This window comes from Paenimyroides baculatum (assembly GCF_008629655.1).
Classification (GTDB): domain Bacteria; phylum Bacteroidota; class Bacteroidia; order Flavobacteriales; family Flavobacteriaceae; genus Flavobacterium; species Flavobacterium baculatum.
On sequence record NZ_VWSG01000002.1, the window covers coordinates 188919 to 208662 of the forward strand.

A 19744-nucleotide genomic window follows, 5' to 3' on the forward strand; every position below is an offset into this window, starting at 1 on the left:
AAATTTGGAACTCTTTTTACTTTAATATCTGTGTTGTGTGTTCTTTGGTTTTCACTTTCGCAATAATATCTTCAATAAATCCGTTTTCGCTAATAATAAAAGTAGTTCGGTGAATACCATCAAACTCACGACCCATAAATTTCTTTGGTCCCCAAACGCCATAAGCATTAATAACTACTTTATCTTCATCGGCAATTAGCGGATATTGTAAGTTATTTTTAACGGCAAAATTCAACTGTCTTTTTTGCGAATCGGCACTAACACCAATTACTTGATAATTTTGTGCTAAAAAACGTTCAATATTATTTTGCAAATCACAGGCTTCTGCAGTACATCCGGGAGTTGATGCTTTTGGGTAGAAAAACAAGACAATTTTTTTTCCTTTAAAATCTTTTAATTGAACGGTTGATCCGTTTTGGTCTATTCCTGAAAAATCAGGAGCCTTATCGCCTATTTTTAGTGTGGTCATAATTTACTATTTTTGTAAAATTACAAATCATTTACACATTAAAATGACCAAAAAAGAAAAAGTTCAGTTTGTTATTGATACTTTAGAACAGCTTTATCCGGAAGTTCCTATTCCGTTAGATCATAAAGATCCATATACTTTATTAATTGCCGTGTTGTTGTCTGCACAATGTACCGATGTTCGCGTGAACCAGATCACTCCCAAACTATTTGCTATTGCAGATAATCCGTACGATATGGTTAAACTTACTGTTGAAGAAATAGCAAATATTATTCGTCCGTGTGGTTTGTCTCCAATGAAATCGAAGGGAATTTACGGTTTAAGTAAAATTTTGATAGATCAATACGACGGAGAAGTTCCTGCGGATATGAATGCTTTGGAATTGTTACCTGCTGTTGGTCATAAAACGGCTTCGGTTGTAATGTCACAAGCTTTTAATGTTCCTGCATTTCCTGTTGATACACATATTCATCGTTTAATGTATCGTTGGAATTTAAGTTCAGGCAAAAATGTGGTTCAGACCGAGAATGACGCTAAAAGTATTTTCCCTATTGATTTATGGAATAAACTGCATTTACAGATGATTTGGTACGGACGTGAATATTCACCTGCCCGTGGATGGAAACTGGAAAAAGACATTATCACCCAAAAAATCGGTAAGAAATCATTGATTAACGAGCTTTTGAAAACGAATAAACAATAAAAAAAGGAACTTTTTAAGTTCCTTTTTAGTTTTGAAAAGTTATGAAATTTATTGACCCTTTCTTTAAAGCAGTTGTACTTTTTGAATAGTTTAAAATAAAGTTTATTGTACTTTGCTTTGGTAAAAGGTGTGTTTGTGGTTTACTGTTGTTTTTGTAATTTTTTATCATAGAATAGGTTTCATTTTATGATATAACGCAACAGCAAATAAAATTATTGTTAGTCGTTTAAAATAATTTGATTTTTATCTATCATTTTACGCAAATTAACAATCGCATAGCGCATTCTGCCTAAAGCGGTATTTATGCTAATCTGGTTTAATTCGGCAATTTCCTTAAAAGTTAAATCATCGTACAAGCGTAAACGAATAATTTCCTGCTGATCTTGTGGTAATTTTAATATCAACGTATGTAAATCATCTTCAATCTGTCCGGCAATCATACTTGTTTCAATGTTCATTTCAGAATCAATCATTTTACTGAAAACTGAATATTCTTCTTGGTCGCGTTGAAATTTCACTTTAGACTGTTTTCTAAAATGATCGATAATCAAATTATGAGAAATACGCATCACCCAAGGTAAAAATTTACCTTCTTCGTTGTAATTCTGTTTTTTTATGGTGTTAATTACCTTAATAAAAGTTTCCTGAAAAATATCGTCCGATAAATCTCTGTCTTTTACTTTAGAGAAGATAAAACTGTATATACGTGATTTATGACGCTCTATTAATTGCGCCAAAGCCCATTCATTTCCAGATGCGTATTGGGTTACCAACACTGCGTCTGACAAAATTTCATTTGCCATCTTAACTTATGTTTTTAGGTTTTTACTATAAGTATAGATACGTAATAGGCTTTTGTTTTAAAGTTTATCTAAACAAATATATAAAAAAAATCGTTTCTTAAAAAAAACTTAAAAAAAATATTGACTTTTTTTAAATTAATTGTCGCTTTGGCATAAAACTTCTTCGTTTAAAAATTTGTAATTTTGTAGTTATTTTATAAAAATGAAAAAAATAGATTTTTCTAAAATCGATCCAAAACAGAATATCATTATTAAAGGAGCGCATCTTCATAATTTAAAAAATTTAGATGTAGTTATTCCCCGAAATAAAATGGTTGTTATAACAGGTTTGTCGGGTTCCGGTAAATCAAGTTTGGCTTTTGACACCTTGTATGCCGAAGGACAACGCCGTTATGTTGAAAGTTTGTCATCGTATGCGCGTCAGTTTTTAGGTCGAATCAACAAACCAAAAGTAGAATATATTAAAGGTATCGCGCCGGCTGTTGCTATCGAGCAAAAAGTGAATACAACAAATGCACGTTCAACCGTTGGTACATCTACAGAAATTTACGATTATTTAAAATTGTTATATGCCCGTATTGGTACAACTTTTTCGCCAATTTCAGGGAATGAAGTTAAAAAGCACACGGTAACCGATGTTATTGATACTGTAAAAACGTTCGATGAAGAATCGAAATGGTTATTGCTTGCCCCTGTTTACGAAATTAAGGAACGATCTATTATCGATCAGCTAAAAATTGCGTTACAGCAAGGTTTTGCTCGATTATTTTATAAGAACGAAACCAAAAGAATTGATGAATTTGTTGAAGAATTTGCATCAAAAAAAATAAAATCAGAAGATATTCAGCTGATTATTGATCGTTTGGTTGTTCGTCATGATGAAGATTTTTACAATCGATTGTCTGATGCTGTTTATACGGCATTTTTCGAAGGAAAAGGCGTTTTGCATTTGTATGAATTAGGGACTGGCAATCAGTTGGAATTCAACAATAAATTTGAATTAGACGGAATTACCTTTTTAGAACCTAACATTCATTTGTTCAGTTTTAACAATCCGTACGGTGCCTGCCCAAAATGCGATGGTTTTGGAACAACCATTGGTATTGACGAAGATTTGGTTATTCCAAATACTGCTTTATCGGTTTACGAAAACGCTGTTTATCCGTGGCGTGGAGAAAGTATGTCGTGGTACCGCGATCAGTTAGTTAACAATTCTCATAAGTTCGATTTCCCAATTCACAAGCCTTTTTACGAATTAACAGCTGACCAAAAGCAATTGGTTTGGGAAGGGAACAGTTATTTCACCGGACTTAATTATTTTTTTAAAGATCTTGAAGCGAATAATTACAAAATACAAAATCGTGTTTTATTGTCAAGATACCGCGGTAAAACCAAATGTAATGTGTGTAACGGCAAGCGTTTACGACCAGAAGCGAATTATGTAAAAGTTGCCGATAGAACTATTTCAGATTTAGTTGATTTACCAATTAACGAATTGCGTGAATTCTTTAAAAATATTCAGTTAAACGAATTTGAAAGTAAAGTTGCCAAAAGATTATTGCTGGAAATTAACAACCGTTTGCAGTTTTTAAGCGATGTTGGTTTAGACTATTTAACCATAAACCGCAGGTCTTCTACCCTTTCGGGTGGCGAATCGCAACGTATAAATCTGGCAACATCTTTAGGTAGTAGTTTGGTTGGATCTATGTATATTTTAGACGAACCTAGTATCGGACTGCATTCGCGCGATTCTGAAAAATTGATCGAAGTTTTAAAAGATCTTCGCGATTTAGGAAACACTGTGATTATTGTAGAACACGACGAAGATGTTATGAAAGCTGCCGACCAGATTATTGATATTGGTCCGGAAGCCGGAGTTTTAGGCGGAAAATTAATGGCACAGGGAACTTTTAATGAAATTTTAAAAGCCGATACATTAACTGCAAAATATTTAAACGGCGATTTAGAGATTGAAGTTCCAAAAAAACGCCGACCGGTAAAAAATTATATCGAAGTAAAAGGTGCTCGCGAAAACAACCTTCAAAACATAGATGTTATTTTTCCGTTAGATTGCTTAACAATGGTTAGCGGAGTTTCGGGCAGTGGAAAATCTACATTGGTTAAAAAGATTTTATATCCTGCATTAGAGAAACATTTAACGGGAGCAAGCGAAAAACCAGGGCAGTTTAATGAAATTACCGGATCATTTTCGCACATAAAACATATTGAATATGTAGATCAAAATCCGATAGGGAAAAGTTCACGATCTAACCCTATATCTTACATAAAAGCGTACGACGATATTCGTGATTTGTTTGCAAAACAACAGCTTTCTAAAATGCGAAATTATCAACCAAAGCATTTTTCTTTTAATGTGGAAGGTGGTCGTTGCGAAGTTTGTAAAGGCGATGGTGTGGTTACCATTGAAATGCAGTTTATGGCAGATGTACATTTGGAATGTGAAACCTGTAAAGGAAAACGCTTTAAAAAGGAAATTTTAGAAGTAAATTTTGAAGGCAAGAATATTTTTGATGTTTTGAATTTGACGGTTGATGAGTCAATGGAATTTTTCACAAAACACAAACAAGATAAAATTGTACAGAAAATTCAGCCTTTACAAGATGTCGGTTTAGGATATGTTGCTTTGGGGCAATCATCTTCTACCCTATCTGGTGGTGAAGCACAACGCGTAAAACTGGCAACATTTCTTGGTAAAGGAGCCGTAAAAGAACGTGCTTTGTTTATTTTTGATGAGCCTACAACCGGTTTGCATTTTCATGATATTCAGAAGTTACTGCAATCGTTTCAGGCGTTGATTGAAAAAGGACATTCTATCATTGTTATTGAACATAATTTGGACATGATAAAATGTGCCGATTATGTTATTGATATTGGTCCCGATGGTGGTAAAAACGGTGGAAATGTTGTTGCAACAGGGACTCCCGAAGAAATAGTTAAAAACAAAAAATCAATTACAGGTTTGTATTTAAAAGAAAAACTAAAATAAAACAAAAGCGTTTCAAATTTGAAACGCTTTTGTTTTATATCTCCTCCATTAACTTTTTTAAGGCATCGTGTTCGTCTTGTGGTAAGTATGGAATTAGCTTTTTAAAGTGGTCTTTAAATTCTTTCTTTTCAGACAATCGAACAATAGCATCACGACCAAATTTTTGAAAACGACTGTTATGATGCACTAAAGCATTTACCAAGTGTGGCAGCGTGTTACTGTCGTACTTATTTAAATACCACAACGCATTTATAGCATTTGTACGAATATTGCTGTTATATTTGTTATAGGCAAAATTTTCTAATTCAGAATACAAATGTGCTTTTTTGTCGTTTTTATAATTTTCGGTTGCTAATGCGAACATCAACCAGGTAATTCGTAAATTATAATCATTAAAACCTTTCCAAGTTGCCGTTTTGTCTAACAATTCTGCTCTGCCGGTTTCATTCTGTAACCATAAATTTTTCAAGACAATTTCGCGAGTTATATATGAATTATCGTTCAAAAACTTTTTATAATCTTCCATAAAATCTGTAGGAATCTCACTTACAACCTGAACCAAAGCCTGACGAACCTTTAAATCATTCGACTGTACAACGGTTTGATAAAACTCTTTTGCCTGATCGTAAGGAACATTGTGCAACTGAAAAACAATTTCGCGTTTGGTATCGGTAAACGTATTCGGATCTTTCAATAATTTAAGCAATTGATCCTTTTTAACTTCAAACCCTTTTTCCTGCAATGACAATACTTCAAAATACGATTTTACCAAAGGAGAATTTTCAATTAAAAACAAGGCATCTTTCGTATTAAAACCCTTATTTTCTAACCAATTTTGTTTGTAATTACTCACGTTAAAATTAGGAACAACAGCAGTAACCTCATTTAAAAAATCTTGTGTCGAAGCATTTTTAAAGGCATATTTATTCAAATAATTCTTAACAACGGTATTAAAATTAGCTTCGCCAATCTGGCTTGACAAATAAAACAACATCCACGCACCTTTTTGATAATAAGTTGTAGTTGTAGCCTTTTCACTGTAAACCGCCGTGTTTTTATTTTCTTTGGCATCTTTGGTAATCAATTCAGCCATTTCGTATAATTTCCAATAAAAATCATCAACTCCGTAAACCTCACGTTCTGCCAACAAAGCATAATACGTTGCAAAACCTTCTTGCAGCCAATGATCTTTGTTTGATTTTGCCGTAACCAGATTTCCAAACCATTGGTGCGCCATTTCGTGTGCATTTACATTTACGTAATCACGATCGTTCACACCAATATTATCAACCACATAATCACTGTTAAAAATGGTCGAAGTCGTATTTTCCATTCCGCCATACATAAAATCTTCTACCGGAATGTTTCGATAAATTTGCCACGGATACGAAAAACCGGTTTGAGTTTCCAGAAAATCGAACATTTTCTTTGTATGCTGATAGGTTGTAGTGTATTTTGTAGCATCAACCGGACGAATATAATTTTCAATGGTTATACCTGATGCCGATTTTTCGGTCTTTTTTTCGAATTTACCAATCGCCATCATAATTAGGTAAGAACTCATTGGTTTACTCATTTTATAACTCCAAGTAGTCTGCTTGCCGCTAACGGTTTTACCGTCTAAAGTTCCATTGCTAATCACATCGTAACCCGTTTCAAACGAAATCTTGGTATTAAAAATCACTTTTTCATTATAATCATCGAAACTTGGCAACCAATGACTGGTGTATTTCCCTTGACCTTGTGTCCAAATCTGCAAATCGGTTCCAGATCCTACATAATAAAGTGCCTGTTTTGGATTGGTTTTATAACTGATTGTAACGGTATTTTCGCCTTCTTTAAAACCTTGCGTAAAGGCGATCTGTTTTTTATCGTAATGATATTTAGGTGTTTGTCCGTTCAACTTCACTCCTTGAATCATCATATTTTTAGCATCGATCTTAATAGAATCGGTTGCTTCATTCACAGTAAACTGATAAGTAACATCGCCAACGACCATGTGTTCGGCAATATCAAATTTAATAGAAGCATTTGCAGTAGTAAAGTCGACTTTTGGTTTTGTTTGCGACCAAATATTTAAAGATATTAGTAAACTTATTGCAAGTATTGTTTGTTTCATAAACCGAAATTTTACGGAAGATATTAGAAATTCTTAAAAGTACGAAATTAAAAACGTAATTTTGCTTAAAATTTTGATATGAATTTTACCGAATTTGCACTAAACAACAATATTGCCGAAGCTATTAACGATCTAGGTTACACCACTGCCACACCTATTCAGGAAAAAGCAATTCCGTCTTTAATCGATGGAAAAGATTTGGTGGGTTGTGCGCAAACCGGAACCGGAAAAACGGCTGCATTTGCCATTCCAATCATAAATCATATTCACAAAATTGTAGGATCGGGAAAAAAACGCAAGCAGATCCGAACTATTATCCTTTCTCCTACCCGAGAATTAGCCATACAGATTGCCGAAAACTTTGAAGCTTTAAGCAAATACACACAGATTAAAACGTATGTTATTTATGGTGGTGTAAATATGGAGCCACAAATTAAAGCGCTTAAATATGGTATTGACGTTTTGGTTGCAACACCCGGAAGATTTTTAGATTTATACAAGCAAAACTTTATTAAAACCGATGCTTTGCATCAGTTAGTGATCGATGAAGCCGATTTAATGCTGGATATGGGTTTTATTAACGATGTTCGAAAAATTATAAAACTAACACCGCCAAACAGACAAACGTTGATGTTTTCTGCTACCATGCCAATGGGTGTTCGTGAATTAGCTGACGAATTTTTAAGCAATGCCGTGTATGTTTCGGTTGATCCCGATTCTAGTACGGGTGCAAATATTACGCAGAAAACGTATCTGGTTGAAAAAGAAGACAAAAAGAAACTTTTAAAACACGTTCTTGAAACTCAAAACCTGAAAAATGTTCTGCTTTTTACTCGAACAAAGCAAGGAGCCGATAATGTAGTTGATTTTTTGCAGAAGGAAGGTTACAAAGCCGATGCCATTCACGGAGATAAATCGCAAGCAGCCCGATTACAGATTTTAGAAGATTTTAAAAACAAACAGATTGATATTTTAGTCGCCACAGATGTAGCTTCGCGCGGGATTGACATTCAGCAGCTGCCCTTTGTGATTAACTACGATATTCCGAATATTCCTGAAATTTATATTCACAGAATTGGTAGAACTGGTCGTGCCGGCGAAGAAGGTTTGGCACTTTCGTTTGTTGGTCGCGATGAAAAAACTTATTGGCACGATATTGAAAAGCTGATTCGTTTGCAGGTTAAAGTTGTAAAAGACAATCCTTTTCCGTGGCGTGAACCAAACCCGAATGCTAAAAAAGATTTAAGAAATAAAAATAAATCTGCAGCAACAGGTAATTCCAACAAAAAGAATTCAACACAAAATTCGGCATCACGAAAATCCGATGCTTCTAAAAAGAATAAAAAGAGATGGTATTAACCATCTCTTTTGCTATATTTCAGTTTCTCTTCTACTTTTAAATTCATCACTGTAAGGCACAAAAACTTCCGGAAAATCAACTCCGATTTTCTTGTACAACCAACCACCGGCAACCCGAGTTACCCTATAATAAATAATCTGTTTCAAGCGGTTTTCGTATTCAGGTATCATGGTTTTCACCACCGTACTTTCATGCAAATCTAATTCATAAACTGTTTTCATAACTAATTTTATCACATTGTAACCAAAGATAAAAATATTAGGAATATCTTTACAAAAAATATCAGAATTATGGAAAATAACAGCGTGCCTATTAACGATTTTGTGTTACAACTTAAAGAAAATTATACACCCGATATTATTGAAGATGATGTAATTGGCTTTTATAATGATGCTTTTGTATTGTTACAGCATTTTTATAATTTAAAGGATTTTGATGCTGAAACCGAATCTTTTTATGCTGAATTTATCAACCATATTATTGCAAATGAGAGTATTTTAAAGGAATATTCAAACTTTGATTTTGGTTCGATTAAAACATTAAATAGTTTACAAAAAAGCACTGATTTTAAATCACTTGCACCCATTTACACTCCATATATTTTTACAGAAACAGAACAAACTATCGATCAGATTTTTGAAGAATTGAAAATTGTAAAAGAATTCAAAAAAGAACTGAAAGAAGAAATCAGTTATTTGTTAGATGAGTACCAGTTTCACATAGATCATTTAAAAGAAAACATACAGTACAATTTTTACACGTATGAAGAATTAGATGGTATTGAACCTTTTAATTTAGATGAAAAAGCCGATGAATTAAAAAGCGAGAAGCTAAAATTTGTTCAAAGCTGGAATGATAAATTAACGAAGAAATAGAATAATTATGAGAAAATACAGAAATATATTAGCAACCGTTGCCGGATTTATTATTGGGTCTGTAGTAAACATGATACTTGTTGCTTTAAGCGGTAAAATAATACCTTTACCAGCCAGTGTAAATAATAACACAGCCGAAGGTTTGGCTGCAGGTATGCATTTAATGGAGCCTAAACATTTCATTTTTCCTTTTTTGGCTCATGCTTTAGGAACGTTGGTTGGAGCTTTTATTGCTACCAAACTATCTAATCCTAAATCAATTGTTGGACCAATGGTAATTGGTGTTTTGTTTTTAGCAGGTGGTATTGCTAATATTTTTATGATACCTAACGCACCAATGTGGTTTAACTGTCTTGATTTAATTTTGGCATATATTCCAATGGCATATTTAGGATATATTTTGGGAAGAAAATAGAAGAAATTTCTCTTCAATATAAAATTTAGAAGAATTCATTCATATCATAAAAAACTAAACTTTATAATAAAGCTCGGAAAAATCCGAGCTTTATTTACTTCTTAATTCTAATTTCGAACATTTTATCCCAGTTTTTGCCGGTTACAAAGAAAGTACCCGTTTTTTTATTATAGGCAATTCCGTTTAAAACATCTAAATCTGGGTGTGGTGTAACTTTACTTTTTAGATCACTTAAATCGATTACCGCGTTTACAGTTCCATCAATCGGGCTAAAAACACCTATCGCATCTTGACCATAAAAGTTTGCGTAGATTTCTCCATTTACCCATTCTAATTCATTTACTGATGGAACAGTACCACGATTTGTTGAAACTACAGCATAATCAATCAAGGCAAAATCTGCGGGATTTACTTTATACACTCTGTCACTTCCATCGGTCATATACAAGTTAGTGCCATCATTCGTTAACCCCCAACCTTCAGTATTTTTAAAATAAGGCAACGTTTTTTCTTTTTGTAGCGATTCTAAATTATATACGTAAGCTTCGTTATTTTTATACGTTAACTGATAAATTTTATTGTTTAGAACCGTTGTTCCTTCCGCAAAAATAGCATCGTCTAATTCATTAATCTTTATAACTTCACCTGTTTTAACATTTACTTTACGAATACTTGATTTTCCTTTGGTACGTGTTCCTATTCCTTCACCGTTTCCGGTACTTTCAATCAGCAAATCACCATAAAATTCCAATCCCTGTGTGTAAGCTTTAATATCATGCGGATAGGTATTTACAATGGTATAAGAATATACCGCAGGCTGAACGTGAGACAATACATCAAATTTTGTAGTGGTCTCAGTTGTTTTTCCTTTGATATAAGCAATTGCCTTAATATTTTGAATGCCGTGTTTTGCCTTTGATAAATTATAAGTAAGTACCGAATTGGTTTTAACCGAACCTATTTTTTTACCGTTAATGAAATATTGTACAGAATCAATTTCGTTGTCAGAATCGCTTTTTAACTGTAAAGAAACATCTTCATTTAAGGCGTAAGTCTGTTTTAATTTACTTGAATCGATAGATAAAGAATTGTTTTCGATTTTTTTATCGTCTTTACATGCGATAAAAAGTAATGATAAAGTAAAGACAGTTAAGTATTTATATTTTTTCATGGTTTATGTAATTAGTTGTACAATTATACAACCCTTTTTTTATTTGGCAAAAGGCTTGCTAAAATATAATTTGTTTGTATATTTGCAACGGCAAGTCCTACACGACCAGCTCCTGCAGACTCCTCCAGGGTGGGAACACAGCAAAGGTATGTGGTTGTAGCGGTGCGATGTAGGTCGCTTGCCTTTTTTAAAAACTTCATTTTAATTGATTTTTTTTTTAATATTATATATTTAATAAATTATCATATACAATTTAAAATTCCATAATCCTTAATTTATTGAATTAGAATATTGAAAAAACTACAAAGTATTTTACAATATTATTTAAAAAACAAATCTTTTAATTAGATTCAACTTCATTCAAGGTTGTCATTATTAGGTAAAATATATCTAATTATAAATGATTAATTTTTTATATTTGATTTTATCATGCGAACTAAACTCATCCACATCTTTTGATATAGGAGAATATAAAAAAGTAGTAAAAATTAATTATAGAAGAAGAATAAGAGTGGAAAAAGAAAAATTCTATCATTAAACTCTTTCTCATTAAAAAGTAAATTTACCGCAAAGAAAACAACAAAGCCTATCAAAGAATAAATTAAATAGTTTTTACTTTCTTTTTGTCCTACATGTTTAAACAAGCTAAAATTAATAGCAATTAAAAAATTATATTTAAAATTTGTAACATGATGATTATATTATATAAAAAAAAGCAACTCAAATGAGTTGCTTTTGTGACCTCGACTGGATTCAAACCAGTAACCTCTTGAGCCGTAATCAAGTGCGCTATTCAGTTGCGCCACGAGGCCGTTGTAATTTTGTGACGATGGCAGGATTCAAACCTGCAACCTCTTGAGCCGTAATCAAGTGCGCTATTCAGTTGCGCCACATCGCCGTGTTAATTTTTATAACGGTGCAAATATAGTGGTTCTTTAATACACAAACAAAACATTTTTGTCCTTTTTTTGAATAAAAAACAAATGCGTTTTATAAGTTATTTGTTTTTAACGTCTTGTGATTATTAAAAATTAAGTTTGCCTTATTATAAAACTTAAAATACCTTTGGTGTTTAATAATTTCAACAGAAAAAGTGTTTTCCTATCTTCAATTTTTAGTAAAATCTACCAATCAGCATGGGGTTCATTCGCCTTTTGTGTACAATTACATTACTAAAGGTTTGTATCAACAGAAAAAAGATTTTTCTATTTTGCATAAAAGCAATCAATGGTTATTACAATCAATACAATATTTTAAACCAAACACTCTTTACCTTTCAGATAAATCGTTCCTGGATAATATCAAACAAACATCAACAGAAATAACTGTTGAATTACAAACTGCAGATTTAATTTTAGATCGCTATACAGTAGAAAATCACACACGAATACTTCTAACAATAAACAGCATGAGCAATTCCCAACTTTTACTGATTGCGACATATAATTATCCGAAAGCCTTTATTAACGAATTAAGACAAAACCCAGATATTACATTGGTTGTTGATTTTTACTACGGCTGCCTAATATCAAAACGTATCGAACAGCCAAAACAAAACTTCTCTATACGCTACTAATAATAAGTTCGTTTGTTTATTCGTGCATCTATACTATTATCACCGGGACCAACAATAAACAGAAACACAAAACCAAGCAAATATAAAAATCCCATTTCGGCTTCGCCAAAAATCTGCCATCCGTGTGTCCCTATCGCCAATAACATAGTTACGATTAATGGTATTAAAACAACGCGGGTGTATAATCCAAATATTAGTAATATCGAACATAAAATTTCGGCAGTAATTGCTAAAATTAAAGATACTTGCGAACCTAAACCTAAAAAATCATAAAACTGCGTCTTTAACACTTCTAAATTAACAATTTTAGTCCATCCGTGGTTAGCTATCATCAATCCGCCTAAACATAAACGAAACAACAACAGCCCAAAACTTAAGGTTTTAGGTGATATTTTCGTGGTACTCAATTTCATAATTTATCTTTTCTTTTTAATAACAATTACCAATTTAGCCAATTAATATTAAACGCACAACTTATTTTTTTAGTGTATATTTACGAAAACATTTTTTTATGAAGGTTTACACAAAAACTGGCGATAAAGGCACTACCGCATTATTTGGCGGATCACGCGTTCCAAAATATCATATTCGTATTGAAAGTTATGGAACGGTAGACGAGTTAAATTCGTACATTGGTTTAATCCGCGATCAAGAAATCAATACTATTTATAAAGATCAATTAATTCGTATTCAAGACAGATTGTTCACTTTAGGCGCTATTTTGGCGACAGATCCTGAAAAAGCAATTCTAAAAAACGGTAAGGAACGATTGAATATTCCCAAAATTACCGAAGAGGATGTTGCCTATTTGGAACAAGCTATCGATGAAATGGAAACCAACCTGCCGCAAATGACTCATTTTGTTTTGCCAGGTGGTCATACAACCGTGTCATATTGTCATATCGCTCGATGTGTTTGTCGCAGAGCCGAGCGTTTATCTACCCATTTAAATGACATGGAACCTACCGATGAAATGGTTTTGAAGTATTTAAACCGACTTTCTGACTATTTGTTTGTGTTGGCACGAAAGTTGACTTTTGATTTGAACGCCCAAGAGGTAAAATGGATACCCGAAAAACAATAAAAGGTTCTATTAATAAAAAACGTTCTTTATTTAAAAAGATTTAATGAAAAAAAAATTGCTTTTTTCATTTTAAAATTTATTTTTGCACATAATTACTAAAAATATACAAAGATGTATTGGACATTAGAATTAGCATCGTATTTAAGTGATGCGCCATGGCCAGCTACGAAAGATGAGCTTATTGATTACGCTATCAGAACTGGTGCACCTTTAGAAGTTGTAGAAAATCTTCAATCTATCGAGGACGAAGGTGAGATTTATGAATCAATGGAAGAAATTTGGCCAGATTATCCTTCTGATGAAGACTATCTTTGGAACGAGGATGAATATTAGAAATACATAGCAAAAAAAGTCTCGGTTAACAAGAGGCTTTTTTTTGTAACCACCTATCACGGAATATTAATTTAAATCAAACTTATTTATGAGTATCATAAATAGTATCTTAAAGGCGTTTGTGGGCGATAAATCACAGAAAGACGTAAAGTCCATCCGCCCTATTGTAGATAAAATCAACCAGTATTACAGCTCATTCGAAAATTTAACGAACGATGAGTTAAGAGACAAAACCATTTCTTTTCAAGAAAAAATAAAGCAGGCGCGCTTTGGTCAGGATTCTAAAATTGCTTCGTACCGCGAAGAATTAGAGAAAACGACTGATATCGACAAACGCGAAACAATCTATGCTTCTATCGATACTTTAGAGAAAGAAGCTTATACCCTTTCGGAAAAAGCTTTGTTCGATATTTTACCAGAAGCTTTTGCAGTGGTTAAAGAAACTGCACGTCGTTTTACAAACAACAACGAATTGGTTGTTACTGCTACAGAACAAGACAAATTGTTTGCACAATCTAAAGGTCACGTTCGTATCGAAGGTGATAAAGCAATCTGGTCTAACACATGGGAAGTTGCAGGGAAAATGATTCCTTGGAACATGGTTCATTATGATGTACAGATGATTGGCGGATCAGTAATCCATCAAGGTAAAATTGCCGAAATGCAAACGGGTGAAGGTAAAACATTGGTATCTACCTCTCCTATTTATCTTAATGCATTAGCAGGAAACGGCGTACACGTTGTAACGGTGAATGATTACCTTGCAAAACGTGACTGCCAATGGAATGCACCATTGTTTGAATTCCACGGATTAACTGTTGACTGTATCGATAATCACCAACCAAACTCTCCGGGGCGTCGTGAGGCTTATCAAGCATCAATTACGTACGGAACAAACAACGAATTTGGTTTCGATTATTTACGTGATAACATGGCACATACGCCAGAAGAATTGGTTCAACGCAAGCATAACTTTGCAATTGTGGATGAGGTAGATTCTGTTTTGGTTGATGATGCACGTACACCGTTAATTATTTCGGGTCCGGTTCCAATGGGGGATCGTCACGAATTTTTAGAATTAAAACCAAAAGTTGATTCATTGGTAGCACAACAGCGCCAACTTTCAAACGGATTTTTAACCGAAGCTAAACGCTTAATTAAAGCGGGCGATACCAAACAAGGTGGTTTTAACCTGTTGCGTTCGTACCGTGCGTTTCCTAAAAATAAAGCGTTAATCAAGTTTTTGTCTGAAGAAGGTGTAAAACAAATTCTTCAAAAAACCGAAAATCATTTTATGCAGGACAACAACCGCGAAATGAAAAAGGTAGACGAAGGTTTATTGTTCGTAATCAATGAGAAAAACAATCAGGTTGAATTAACCGATAACGGTATTAAAGCTTTATCTCAAGGAATGGATGACAGTTTCTTTATCTTACCGGATATTGGAACCGAAATTTCAAAAATTGAAAAAATGAACATTTCTGCCGAAGAAATGTCAGAACAAAAAGAGATCTTATTCCAAGATTTCGGTATAAAATCAGAACGTATCCACACATTAACACAGTTATTAAAGGCATACGCGTTGTTCGAAAAAGATTCGGAATACGTTGTTGTCGATAACAAAGTAATGATTGTTGATGAGCAAACAGGTCGTATCATGGATGGTCGTCGTTATTCAGACGGATTACACCAGGCGATCGAAGCTAAAGAAAACGTAAAAATCGAGGCCGCTACCCAAACATTTGCAACCGTAACATTACAGAACTATTTCCGTATGTACAGCAAATTGGCAGGTATGACAGGTACTGCAATTACAGAAGCAGGCGAATTATGGGAAATCTACAAGTTAGATGTTGTTGAAATTCCTACTAACCGTCAAATGGCTCGTGAAGACCGTGAAGATAAAATCTACCGTTCTATCCGTGAAAAATTCAATGCGGTAATCGATGATGTTGTAGAATTATCAGAAGCTGGTCGTCCGGTATTAATTGGTACAACATCGGTAGAAAATTCAGAATTATTAAGCCGTATGTTAAAAATGCGCGGTATTAAGCACAATGTTTTAAATGCAAAATTACATAAGCAAGAAGCGCAAATTGTAGAAGAAGCAGGAAATCCGGGAGTTGTTACCATTGCAACAAACATGGCTGGTCGTGGAACCGATATCAAGTTAACTGCAGAAGTTAAAGATGCAGGTGGTTTGGCAATCATTGGTACAGAACGTCACGATTCTCGTCGTGTAGACCGTCAGTTACGTGGTCGTGCAGGTCGTCAGGGTGATGTTGGATCATCTCAATTCTATGTTTCGTTAGAAGATAATTTAATGCGTTTGTTTGGATCAGAGCGTGTTGCAAAGATTATGGACGGAATGGGCTTAAAAGAAGGTGAAGTTATTCAGCATTCTTGGATGACCAAATCTATCGAACGTGCACAAAAACGCGTTGAAGAGAACAACTTTGGTGTTCGTAAACGTTTGTTAGAGTATGATGATGTTATGAATGCACAACGTGAAGTTGTTTACAAACGTCGTCGCCACGCATTACACGGAGATCGTTTAAAAGTGGATATCGCCAACATGATGTTCGATTTATGTGATTATTTGGTTGAAGGAAACAAAATAGGAAACGACTTTAAAAATTTCGAATACGATTTGATTAAGATCTTCGGAATGGAATCGCCGGTTACAGTTGATGAATTCAACAAATTAAGCGATGCCGAATTAACAGATAAGTTGTACGAAGTTGCTTATAAAAAATACGTTGCTAAATGTGATGAAAGCGCAGTTGAAGCTTTTAAAGTAATTAAAAACGTACACGAAAATGGTGGTTACGAGCGTATGGTTGTTCCATTTACTGATGGAATTAAAACTATAAACGTGGTTACCGATTTAAACAAAGCGTTTGAAACAGAAGGCAAAACGTTAATTAACGATTTCGAGAAAAACATTGTTCTTTCTATTGTTGATGAAGCTTGGAAAAAGCACTTACGCAAAATGGATGAATTAAAACAATCTGTTCAGTTAGCCGTACACGAGCAAAAAGATCCTTTATTGGTTTATAAGTTCGAAGCTTTTAACTTGTTTAAAGATACTATGCAAAGCATCAATAAAGATGTAATCTCGTTCTTAATGAAAGGTGATTTGCCTAAACAAGAACAGCAAGAGCAAAGTAATGAACCAGAAATTAGAACAAACGGTTCGTTTACGATTTAATATAAAAATAAAAACTCCAACTTTAAAGTTGGAGTTTTTTGTTTCTTATATAATATAACATGTCATTACATTAATCTAATCACAAACTTATTTCAAAACCAATATTTTCCTAAAGCCTGAAAGAAAATTAAATAAAAGATTGATCTTAATTAACTTACAACAATAAAAAAAGCTGCCAATTGGCAGTTTTAATTTTTTATCTAGTAACAGACAAAGTATCTGTTGCGGGTGTATCAATAATAGGTATCACTGTTTCGTTTACAGGGATAATAAATTCTGTAATCCATTCACTTGTTTTTTGGGTAGTTAGAATAGATGTCTTGTAAATAGAAATTGGTTTTAAATCGGCACGTTGCGTTAAATTCTTTGTAGCAATTTCTTTTTTAACTTCTGTCCAAGCTTTATCGCTATGGATATAATCACCAGTCAAAACTGTTTTGTAGCCATGAAAAGCTGGTAGTTTTTCGCAGACAATATCGCTTCCCTCTGCTGTGCTGAAAAAGTTTTTAATTGGTAAACAAACCGAATAACGCACGTTTCCTGAAAGTACATTGATATTTTCGAACACAGTAAACGGAGATCCGTAAGGTTCCAACTCAAAGTTTTTGGCGAAATTATTCATGTGCTCCATACTTTGAAAAATCTTATCGCCCAAGCCTTCAATATCTGATTCTACAATTTGTTTAATGTAAAACATTTCAGGTATCATTACGATTCCTTCATTCTTAATTGAGAATTTTTTAAGACTTTCGGTAATGTTTTTATTAATTTTTGTCAAACCTTCTTCAAAAGTTGGAGCGATCATACTGTCTGGAGTTCCTTGAAAAAACAGTTTGAATTTTTCGCTAAAAGATAAATTTCCCTTAACATTCCAATTTACCGTAGTTTTTCCATCAACTTCATCAAAATACATCTTGGTATCATAATCGTTACCTGAAACATTTAATTTTAGGAAAATAGTATCATTAGGAATTGATTTTTTTATAAAAGCTTCATTTCCGTTCCATGAAACTTTTGCATCTTTTCCTTTATAAATAGAATCTAATTTAAAAGCAGCCGCATCATTATTCCACGGATTCCAATCGCCAAAATTCTGCAAATTATTCACATATCTAAACAATCGCTGGTTAGACAATTCTGTTTTCTTGCTTACATTAATTTCGTAATTACTTTTACCGGTTGCAATATAAACGGTTAAAAAAACTACTGCAAGCGCTGCAATAATGAAGATGTACTTTAAAATTTTCATAGAATTTTAATCTTTTAAGGTGACTTTAATTACAAAAAGTAATGCTATAAACAGTAAAAAAGTAAGTAAAACCCACAAACTGCCTTTGTAATAAACTTTATGCATTTTTAAATCTTTGCGGTACATAATAATCATTATTATTACAAAAACTATTACAAATAAAAGTGCAAAAATAATCTGACCTTGTGAAAACATACTTTTTTATACAAATATAACTAATTTAGGTGCATAAAAAAAGCTTGCGTTTGCAAGCTTCTTCATTATATCTTAACAGTCCAGTTAAACGGATCGTCTGCTAATTTGTTCTGCAGTTTTGTCAATGCGTTTTTAAGTTGTAAGGCATAAGATCCTTCATCTGCCATTTCTGGTAACTGATAGTATTGATCTTTGTAAGAAAAACCTTCGATCTGGTTAACAACAGCCGCTGTTCCGGCTCCGAAAATTTCTTTCAAAGTGCCATTTTTAGCAGAATTTAATATAGTATCAACCTGTACAGGTTCAATTTTAATATCGTAACCCAAAGATTCTCCTAATTGAATCAAACTTTTACGAGTAACACCGTCTAAAATACGGTCAGATGTTGGTGCGGTAAACAAAGTATCGTTAATTCTAAAGAAAACATTCATTGTACCTGCTTCTTCTAAATGCGTATGGTTAGAATCTGTCCAGATTACTTGATTAAAACCAGCTTCTTGAGCTAATTTTGTAGGATAAAACTGTGCTGAATAATTACCGGCAGCTTTTGCAGCACCAATACCGCCATTTGCAGCACGACTGTAATAATCGGCAATTTGAACTTTAATTTTACCCGCGTAATATGATTTTGCAGGCGATAAAAGAATACAGAATAAAAATTCGTTCGATGGGCTTGCAATCACACCACTTTCGGTAGCGATCATAAACGGACGGATATATAAAGAATTTCCTAAACCTTTACGCACCCACTCTTTTTCAACTTTGATCAATTCTCTCAATCCGCCAATAAAACGGGTTTCATCAATCGCAGGCATTGCCAAACGAATCGCCGATTTATTAAAACGCTCAAAATTTTGATCTGGTCTAAACATCCAAATATCGTTGTTATCTTCTTTGTAAGCTTTCATTCCTTCAAAAATCGCTTGTCCGTAATGAAAAACTCTTGCCGAAGGATCTAACGTAATTGGTGCATAAGGCTTAATTTCCAAAGTACCCCATTCACCGTTTTTATACTCACAAACTAACATGTGGTCTGTAAACTTTTCTCCAAATTTCACATTTTCAAAATCAAAAGTATCGATTTTTGAAGCAGCTACTTTAGTTAGTTTTAAGTTGTTTAAAATGTTTGAATCCATTTTTACTTTTACTCTTTAAAATTTGTTATGCTGTTTTG

At 33.4% G+C, this 19744-nt stretch carries 18 protein-coding genes, 2 tRNA genes and 1 other RNA gene; 10 read left to right on the forward strand and 11 right to left on the reverse strand.

What is annotated here, in order from left to right; genetic code table 11:
* Window positions 1–16 precede the first annotated feature (16 nt).
* Window positions 17–469, reverse strand: a complete 453-nt coding sequence (gene bcp / locus F0460_RS03400) for a thioredoxin-dependent thiol peroxidase (protein WP_150010276.1) — start codon at window positions 467–469, stop codon at window positions 17–19.
* Window positions 470–512: 43 nt separating this feature from the next.
* Here bcp and F0460_RS03405 point away from each other — a divergent pair, with 43 nt between their 5' ends.
* Window positions 513–1172: an endonuclease III domain-containing protein gene (locus F0460_RS03405; protein WP_150010278.1), complete on the forward strand. Its 660-nt coding sequence runs from the start codon at window positions 513–515 to the stop codon at window positions 1170–1172.
* A gap of 218 nt (window positions 1173–1390) precedes the next feature.
* Here F0460_RS03405 and F0460_RS03410 read toward each other — a convergent pair whose 3' ends face one another.
* On the reverse strand, window positions 1391–1975 hold the full coding sequence (locus F0460_RS03410) for an RNA polymerase sigma factor (protein WP_150010280.1): 585 nt from the start codon (window positions 1973–1975) through the stop codon (window positions 1391–1393).
* Between the two features lie 202 nt (window positions 1976–2177).
* On the opposite strand from F0460_RS03410, the gene uvrA reads away from it, so the two are divergent.
* Window positions 2178–4982 (forward strand): excinuclease ABC subunit UvrA, encoded by a 2805-nt coding sequence (gene uvrA / locus F0460_RS03415; RefSeq protein ID WP_150010281.1) that lies wholly within the window; start codon window positions 2178–2180, stop codon window positions 4980–4982.
* 34 nt (window positions 4983–5016) lie between these two features.
* Here the strand turns inward: uvrA and F0460_RS03420 are convergent, their stop codons facing one another.
* Window positions 5017–7101, reverse strand: coding sequence for a M1 family metallopeptidase (locus F0460_RS03420; RefSeq protein WP_150010283.1), 2085 nt, complete (start codon window positions 7099–7101; stop codon window positions 5017–5019).
* 78 nt (window positions 7102–7179) lie between these two features.
* On the opposite strand from F0460_RS03420, the gene F0460_RS03425 reads away from it, so the two are divergent.
* The gene (locus F0460_RS03425; RefSeq protein WP_150010285.1) at window positions 7180–8460 is read left to right on the forward strand and encodes a DEAD/DEAH box helicase; all 1281 of its coding nucleotides are present in this window, start codon (window positions 7180–7182) and stop codon (window positions 8458–8460) included.
* A gap of 12 nt (window positions 8461–8472) precedes the next feature.
* On the opposite strand, the gene F0460_RS03430 is transcribed toward F0460_RS03425, so the two are convergent.
* Window positions 8473–8682 (reverse strand): hypothetical protein, encoded by a 210-nt coding sequence (locus F0460_RS03430; RefSeq protein ID WP_150010287.1) that lies wholly within the window; start codon window positions 8680–8682, stop codon window positions 8473–8475.
* A 69-nt stretch (window positions 8683–8751) separates the two neighbouring features.
* On the opposite strand from F0460_RS03430, the gene F0460_RS03435 reads away from it, so the two are divergent.
* Window positions 8752–9336, forward strand: coding sequence for a hypothetical protein (locus F0460_RS03435; protein ID WP_150010289.1), 585 nt, complete (start codon window positions 8752–8754; stop codon window positions 9334–9336).
* Window positions 9337–9343: 7 nt separating this feature from the next.
* The gene (locus F0460_RS03440) at window positions 9344–9751 is read left to right on the forward strand and encodes a hypothetical protein (protein ID WP_150010291.1); all 408 of its coding nucleotides are present in this window, start codon (window positions 9344–9346) and stop codon (window positions 9749–9751) included.
* A 94-nt stretch (window positions 9752–9845) separates the two neighbouring features.
* Here F0460_RS03440 and F0460_RS03445 read toward each other — a convergent pair whose 3' ends face one another.
* Complete coding sequence (locus F0460_RS03445) at window positions 9846–10922, reverse strand: glutaminyl-peptide cyclotransferase (protein ID WP_150010293.1); 1077 nt, start codon at window positions 10920–10922, stop codon at window positions 9846–9848.
* A gap of 88 nt (window positions 10923–11010) precedes the next feature.
* Here F0460_RS03445 and ffs point away from each other — a divergent pair.
* Window positions 11011–11108, forward strand: an RNA gene (gene ffs / locus F0460_RS03450) — signal recognition particle sRNA small type.
* Between the two features lie 552 nt (window positions 11109–11660).
* On the opposite strand, the gene F0460_RS03455 is transcribed toward ffs, so the two are convergent.
* Window positions 11661–11734 (reverse strand) — tRNA-Arg (locus F0460_RS03455).
* A 12-nt stretch (window positions 11735–11746) separates the two neighbouring features.
* A tRNA-Arg gene (locus F0460_RS03460) sits at window positions 11747–11820 on the reverse strand.
* A 195-nt stretch (window positions 11821–12015) separates the two neighbouring features.
* On the opposite strand from F0460_RS03460, the gene F0460_RS03465 reads away from it, so the two are divergent.
* Complete coding sequence (locus F0460_RS03465; protein WP_150010295.1) at window positions 12016–12498, forward strand: hypothetical protein; 483 nt, start codon at window positions 12016–12018, stop codon at window positions 12496–12498.
* Here F0460_RS03465 and F0460_RS03470 read toward each other — a convergent pair.
* Window positions 12495–12911, reverse strand: coding sequence for a DoxX family protein (locus tag F0460_RS03470; protein ID WP_150010297.1), 417 nt, complete (start codon window positions 12909–12911; stop codon window positions 12495–12497). The genes F0460_RS03465 and F0460_RS03470 overlap by 4 nt on opposite strands.
* Before the next feature lie 98 nt (window positions 12912–13009).
* Between F0460_RS03470 and F0460_RS03475 the strand changes: the two genes are divergently transcribed.
* The 3 genes from F0460_RS03475 (at window position 13010) to secA (ending at window position 17126) form a co-directional block, all read left to right on the forward strand.
* Window positions 13010–13582, forward strand: coding sequence for a cob(I)yrinic acid a,c-diamide adenosyltransferase (locus F0460_RS03475; RefSeq protein ID WP_150010299.1), 573 nt, complete (start codon window positions 13010–13012; stop codon window positions 13580–13582).
* 111 nt (window positions 13583–13693) lie between these two features.
* Window positions 13694–13915 carry a DUF2795 domain-containing protein gene (locus tag F0460_RS03480; protein WP_014166495.1) on the forward strand — a complete coding sequence of 74 codons (222 nt, stop codon included), beginning with the start codon at window positions 13694–13696 and terminating at the stop codon, window positions 13913–13915.
* A gap of 88 nt (window positions 13916–14003) precedes the next feature.
* Window positions 14004–17126, forward strand: coding sequence for a preprotein translocase subunit SecA (secA, locus tag F0460_RS03485; RefSeq protein ID WP_150010301.1), 3123 nt, complete (start codon window positions 14004–14006; stop codon window positions 17124–17126).
* Between the two features lie 196 nt (window positions 17127–17322).
* Here secA and F0460_RS03490 read toward each other — a convergent pair whose 3' ends face one another.
* From F0460_RS03490 to F0460_RS03500, 3 genes are all read right to left on the reverse strand, one after another.
* Window positions 17323–18375: an SRPBCC family protein gene (locus tag F0460_RS03490; protein WP_150010303.1), complete on the reverse strand. Its 1053-nt coding sequence runs from the start codon at window positions 18373–18375 to the stop codon at window positions 17323–17325.
* 6 nt (window positions 18376–18381) lie between these two features.
* A complete protein-coding gene (locus tag F0460_RS16280; protein ID WP_150010305.1) occupies window positions 18382–18570 on the reverse strand; it encodes a hypothetical protein in 189 nt (62 codons plus the stop codon).
* A 65-nt stretch (window positions 18571–18635) separates the two neighbouring features.
* Complete coding sequence (locus tag F0460_RS03500; RefSeq protein WP_150010307.1) at window positions 18636–19706, reverse strand: branched-chain amino acid aminotransferase; 1071 nt, start codon at window positions 19704–19706, stop codon at window positions 18636–18638.
* Between the last annotated feature and the right edge of the window lie 38 nt (window positions 19707–19744).

Bases quoted from the DNA above. Each gene is read 5' to 3' on its own strand.
- bcp (WP_150010276.1), bottom strand. From the start codon at position 469: ATGACCACACTAAAAATAGGCGATAAGGCTCCTGATTTTTCAGGAATA.
- F0460_RS03405 (WP_150010278.1), top strand. From the start codon at position 513: ATGACCAAAAAAGAAAAAGTTCAGTTTGTTATTGATACTTTAGAACAG.
- F0460_RS03410 (WP_150010280.1), bottom strand. From the start codon at position 1,975: ATGGCAAATGAAATTTTGTCAGACGCAGTGTTGGTAACCCAATACGCA.
- uvrA (WP_150010281.1), top strand. From the start codon at position 2,178: ATGAAAAAAATAGATTTTTCTAAAATCGATCCAAAACAGAATATCATT.
- F0460_RS03420 (WP_150010283.1), bottom strand. From the start codon at position 7,101: ATGAAACAAACAATACTTGCAATAAGTTTACTAATATCTTTAAATATT.
- F0460_RS03425 (WP_150010285.1), top strand. From the start codon at position 7,180: ATGAATTTTACCGAATTTGCACTAAACAACAATATTGCCGAAGCTATT.
- F0460_RS03430 (WP_150010287.1), bottom strand. From the start codon at position 8,682: ATGAAAACAGTTTATGAATTAGATTTGCATGAAAGTACGGTGGTGAAA.
- F0460_RS03435 (WP_150010289.1), top strand. From the start codon at position 8,752: ATGGAAAATAACAGCGTGCCTATTAACGATTTTGTGTTACAACTTAAA.
- F0460_RS03440 (WP_150010291.1), top strand. From the start codon at position 9,344: ATGAGAAAATACAGAAATATATTAGCAACCGTTGCCGGATTTATTATT.
- F0460_RS03445 (WP_150010293.1), bottom strand. From the start codon at position 10,922: ATGAAAAAATATAAATACTTAACTGTCTTTACTTTATCATTACTTTTT.
- F0460_RS03470 (WP_150010297.1), bottom strand. From the start codon at position 12,911: ATGAAATTGAGTACCACGAAAATATCACCTAAAACCTTAAGTTTTGGG.
- F0460_RS03475 (WP_150010299.1), top strand. From the start codon at position 13,010: ATGAAGGTTTACACAAAAACTGGCGATAAAGGCACTACCGCATTATTT.
- F0460_RS03480 (WP_014166495.1), top strand. From the start codon at position 13,694: ATGTATTGGACATTAGAATTAGCATCGTATTTAAGTGATGCGCCATGG.
- secA (WP_150010301.1), top strand. From the start codon at position 14,004: ATGAGTATCATAAATAGTATCTTAAAGGCGTTTGTGGGCGATAAATCA.
- F0460_RS03490 (WP_150010303.1), bottom strand. From the start codon at position 18,375: ATGAAAATTTTAAAGTACATCTTCATTATTGCAGCGCTTGCAGTAGTT.
- F0460_RS16280 (WP_150010305.1), bottom strand. From the start codon at position 18,570: ATGTTTTCACAAGGTCAGATTATTTTTGCACTTTTATTTGTAATAGTT.
- F0460_RS03500 (WP_150010307.1), bottom strand. From the start codon at position 19,706: ATGGATTCAAACATTTTAAACAACTTAAAACTAACTAAAGTAGCTGCT.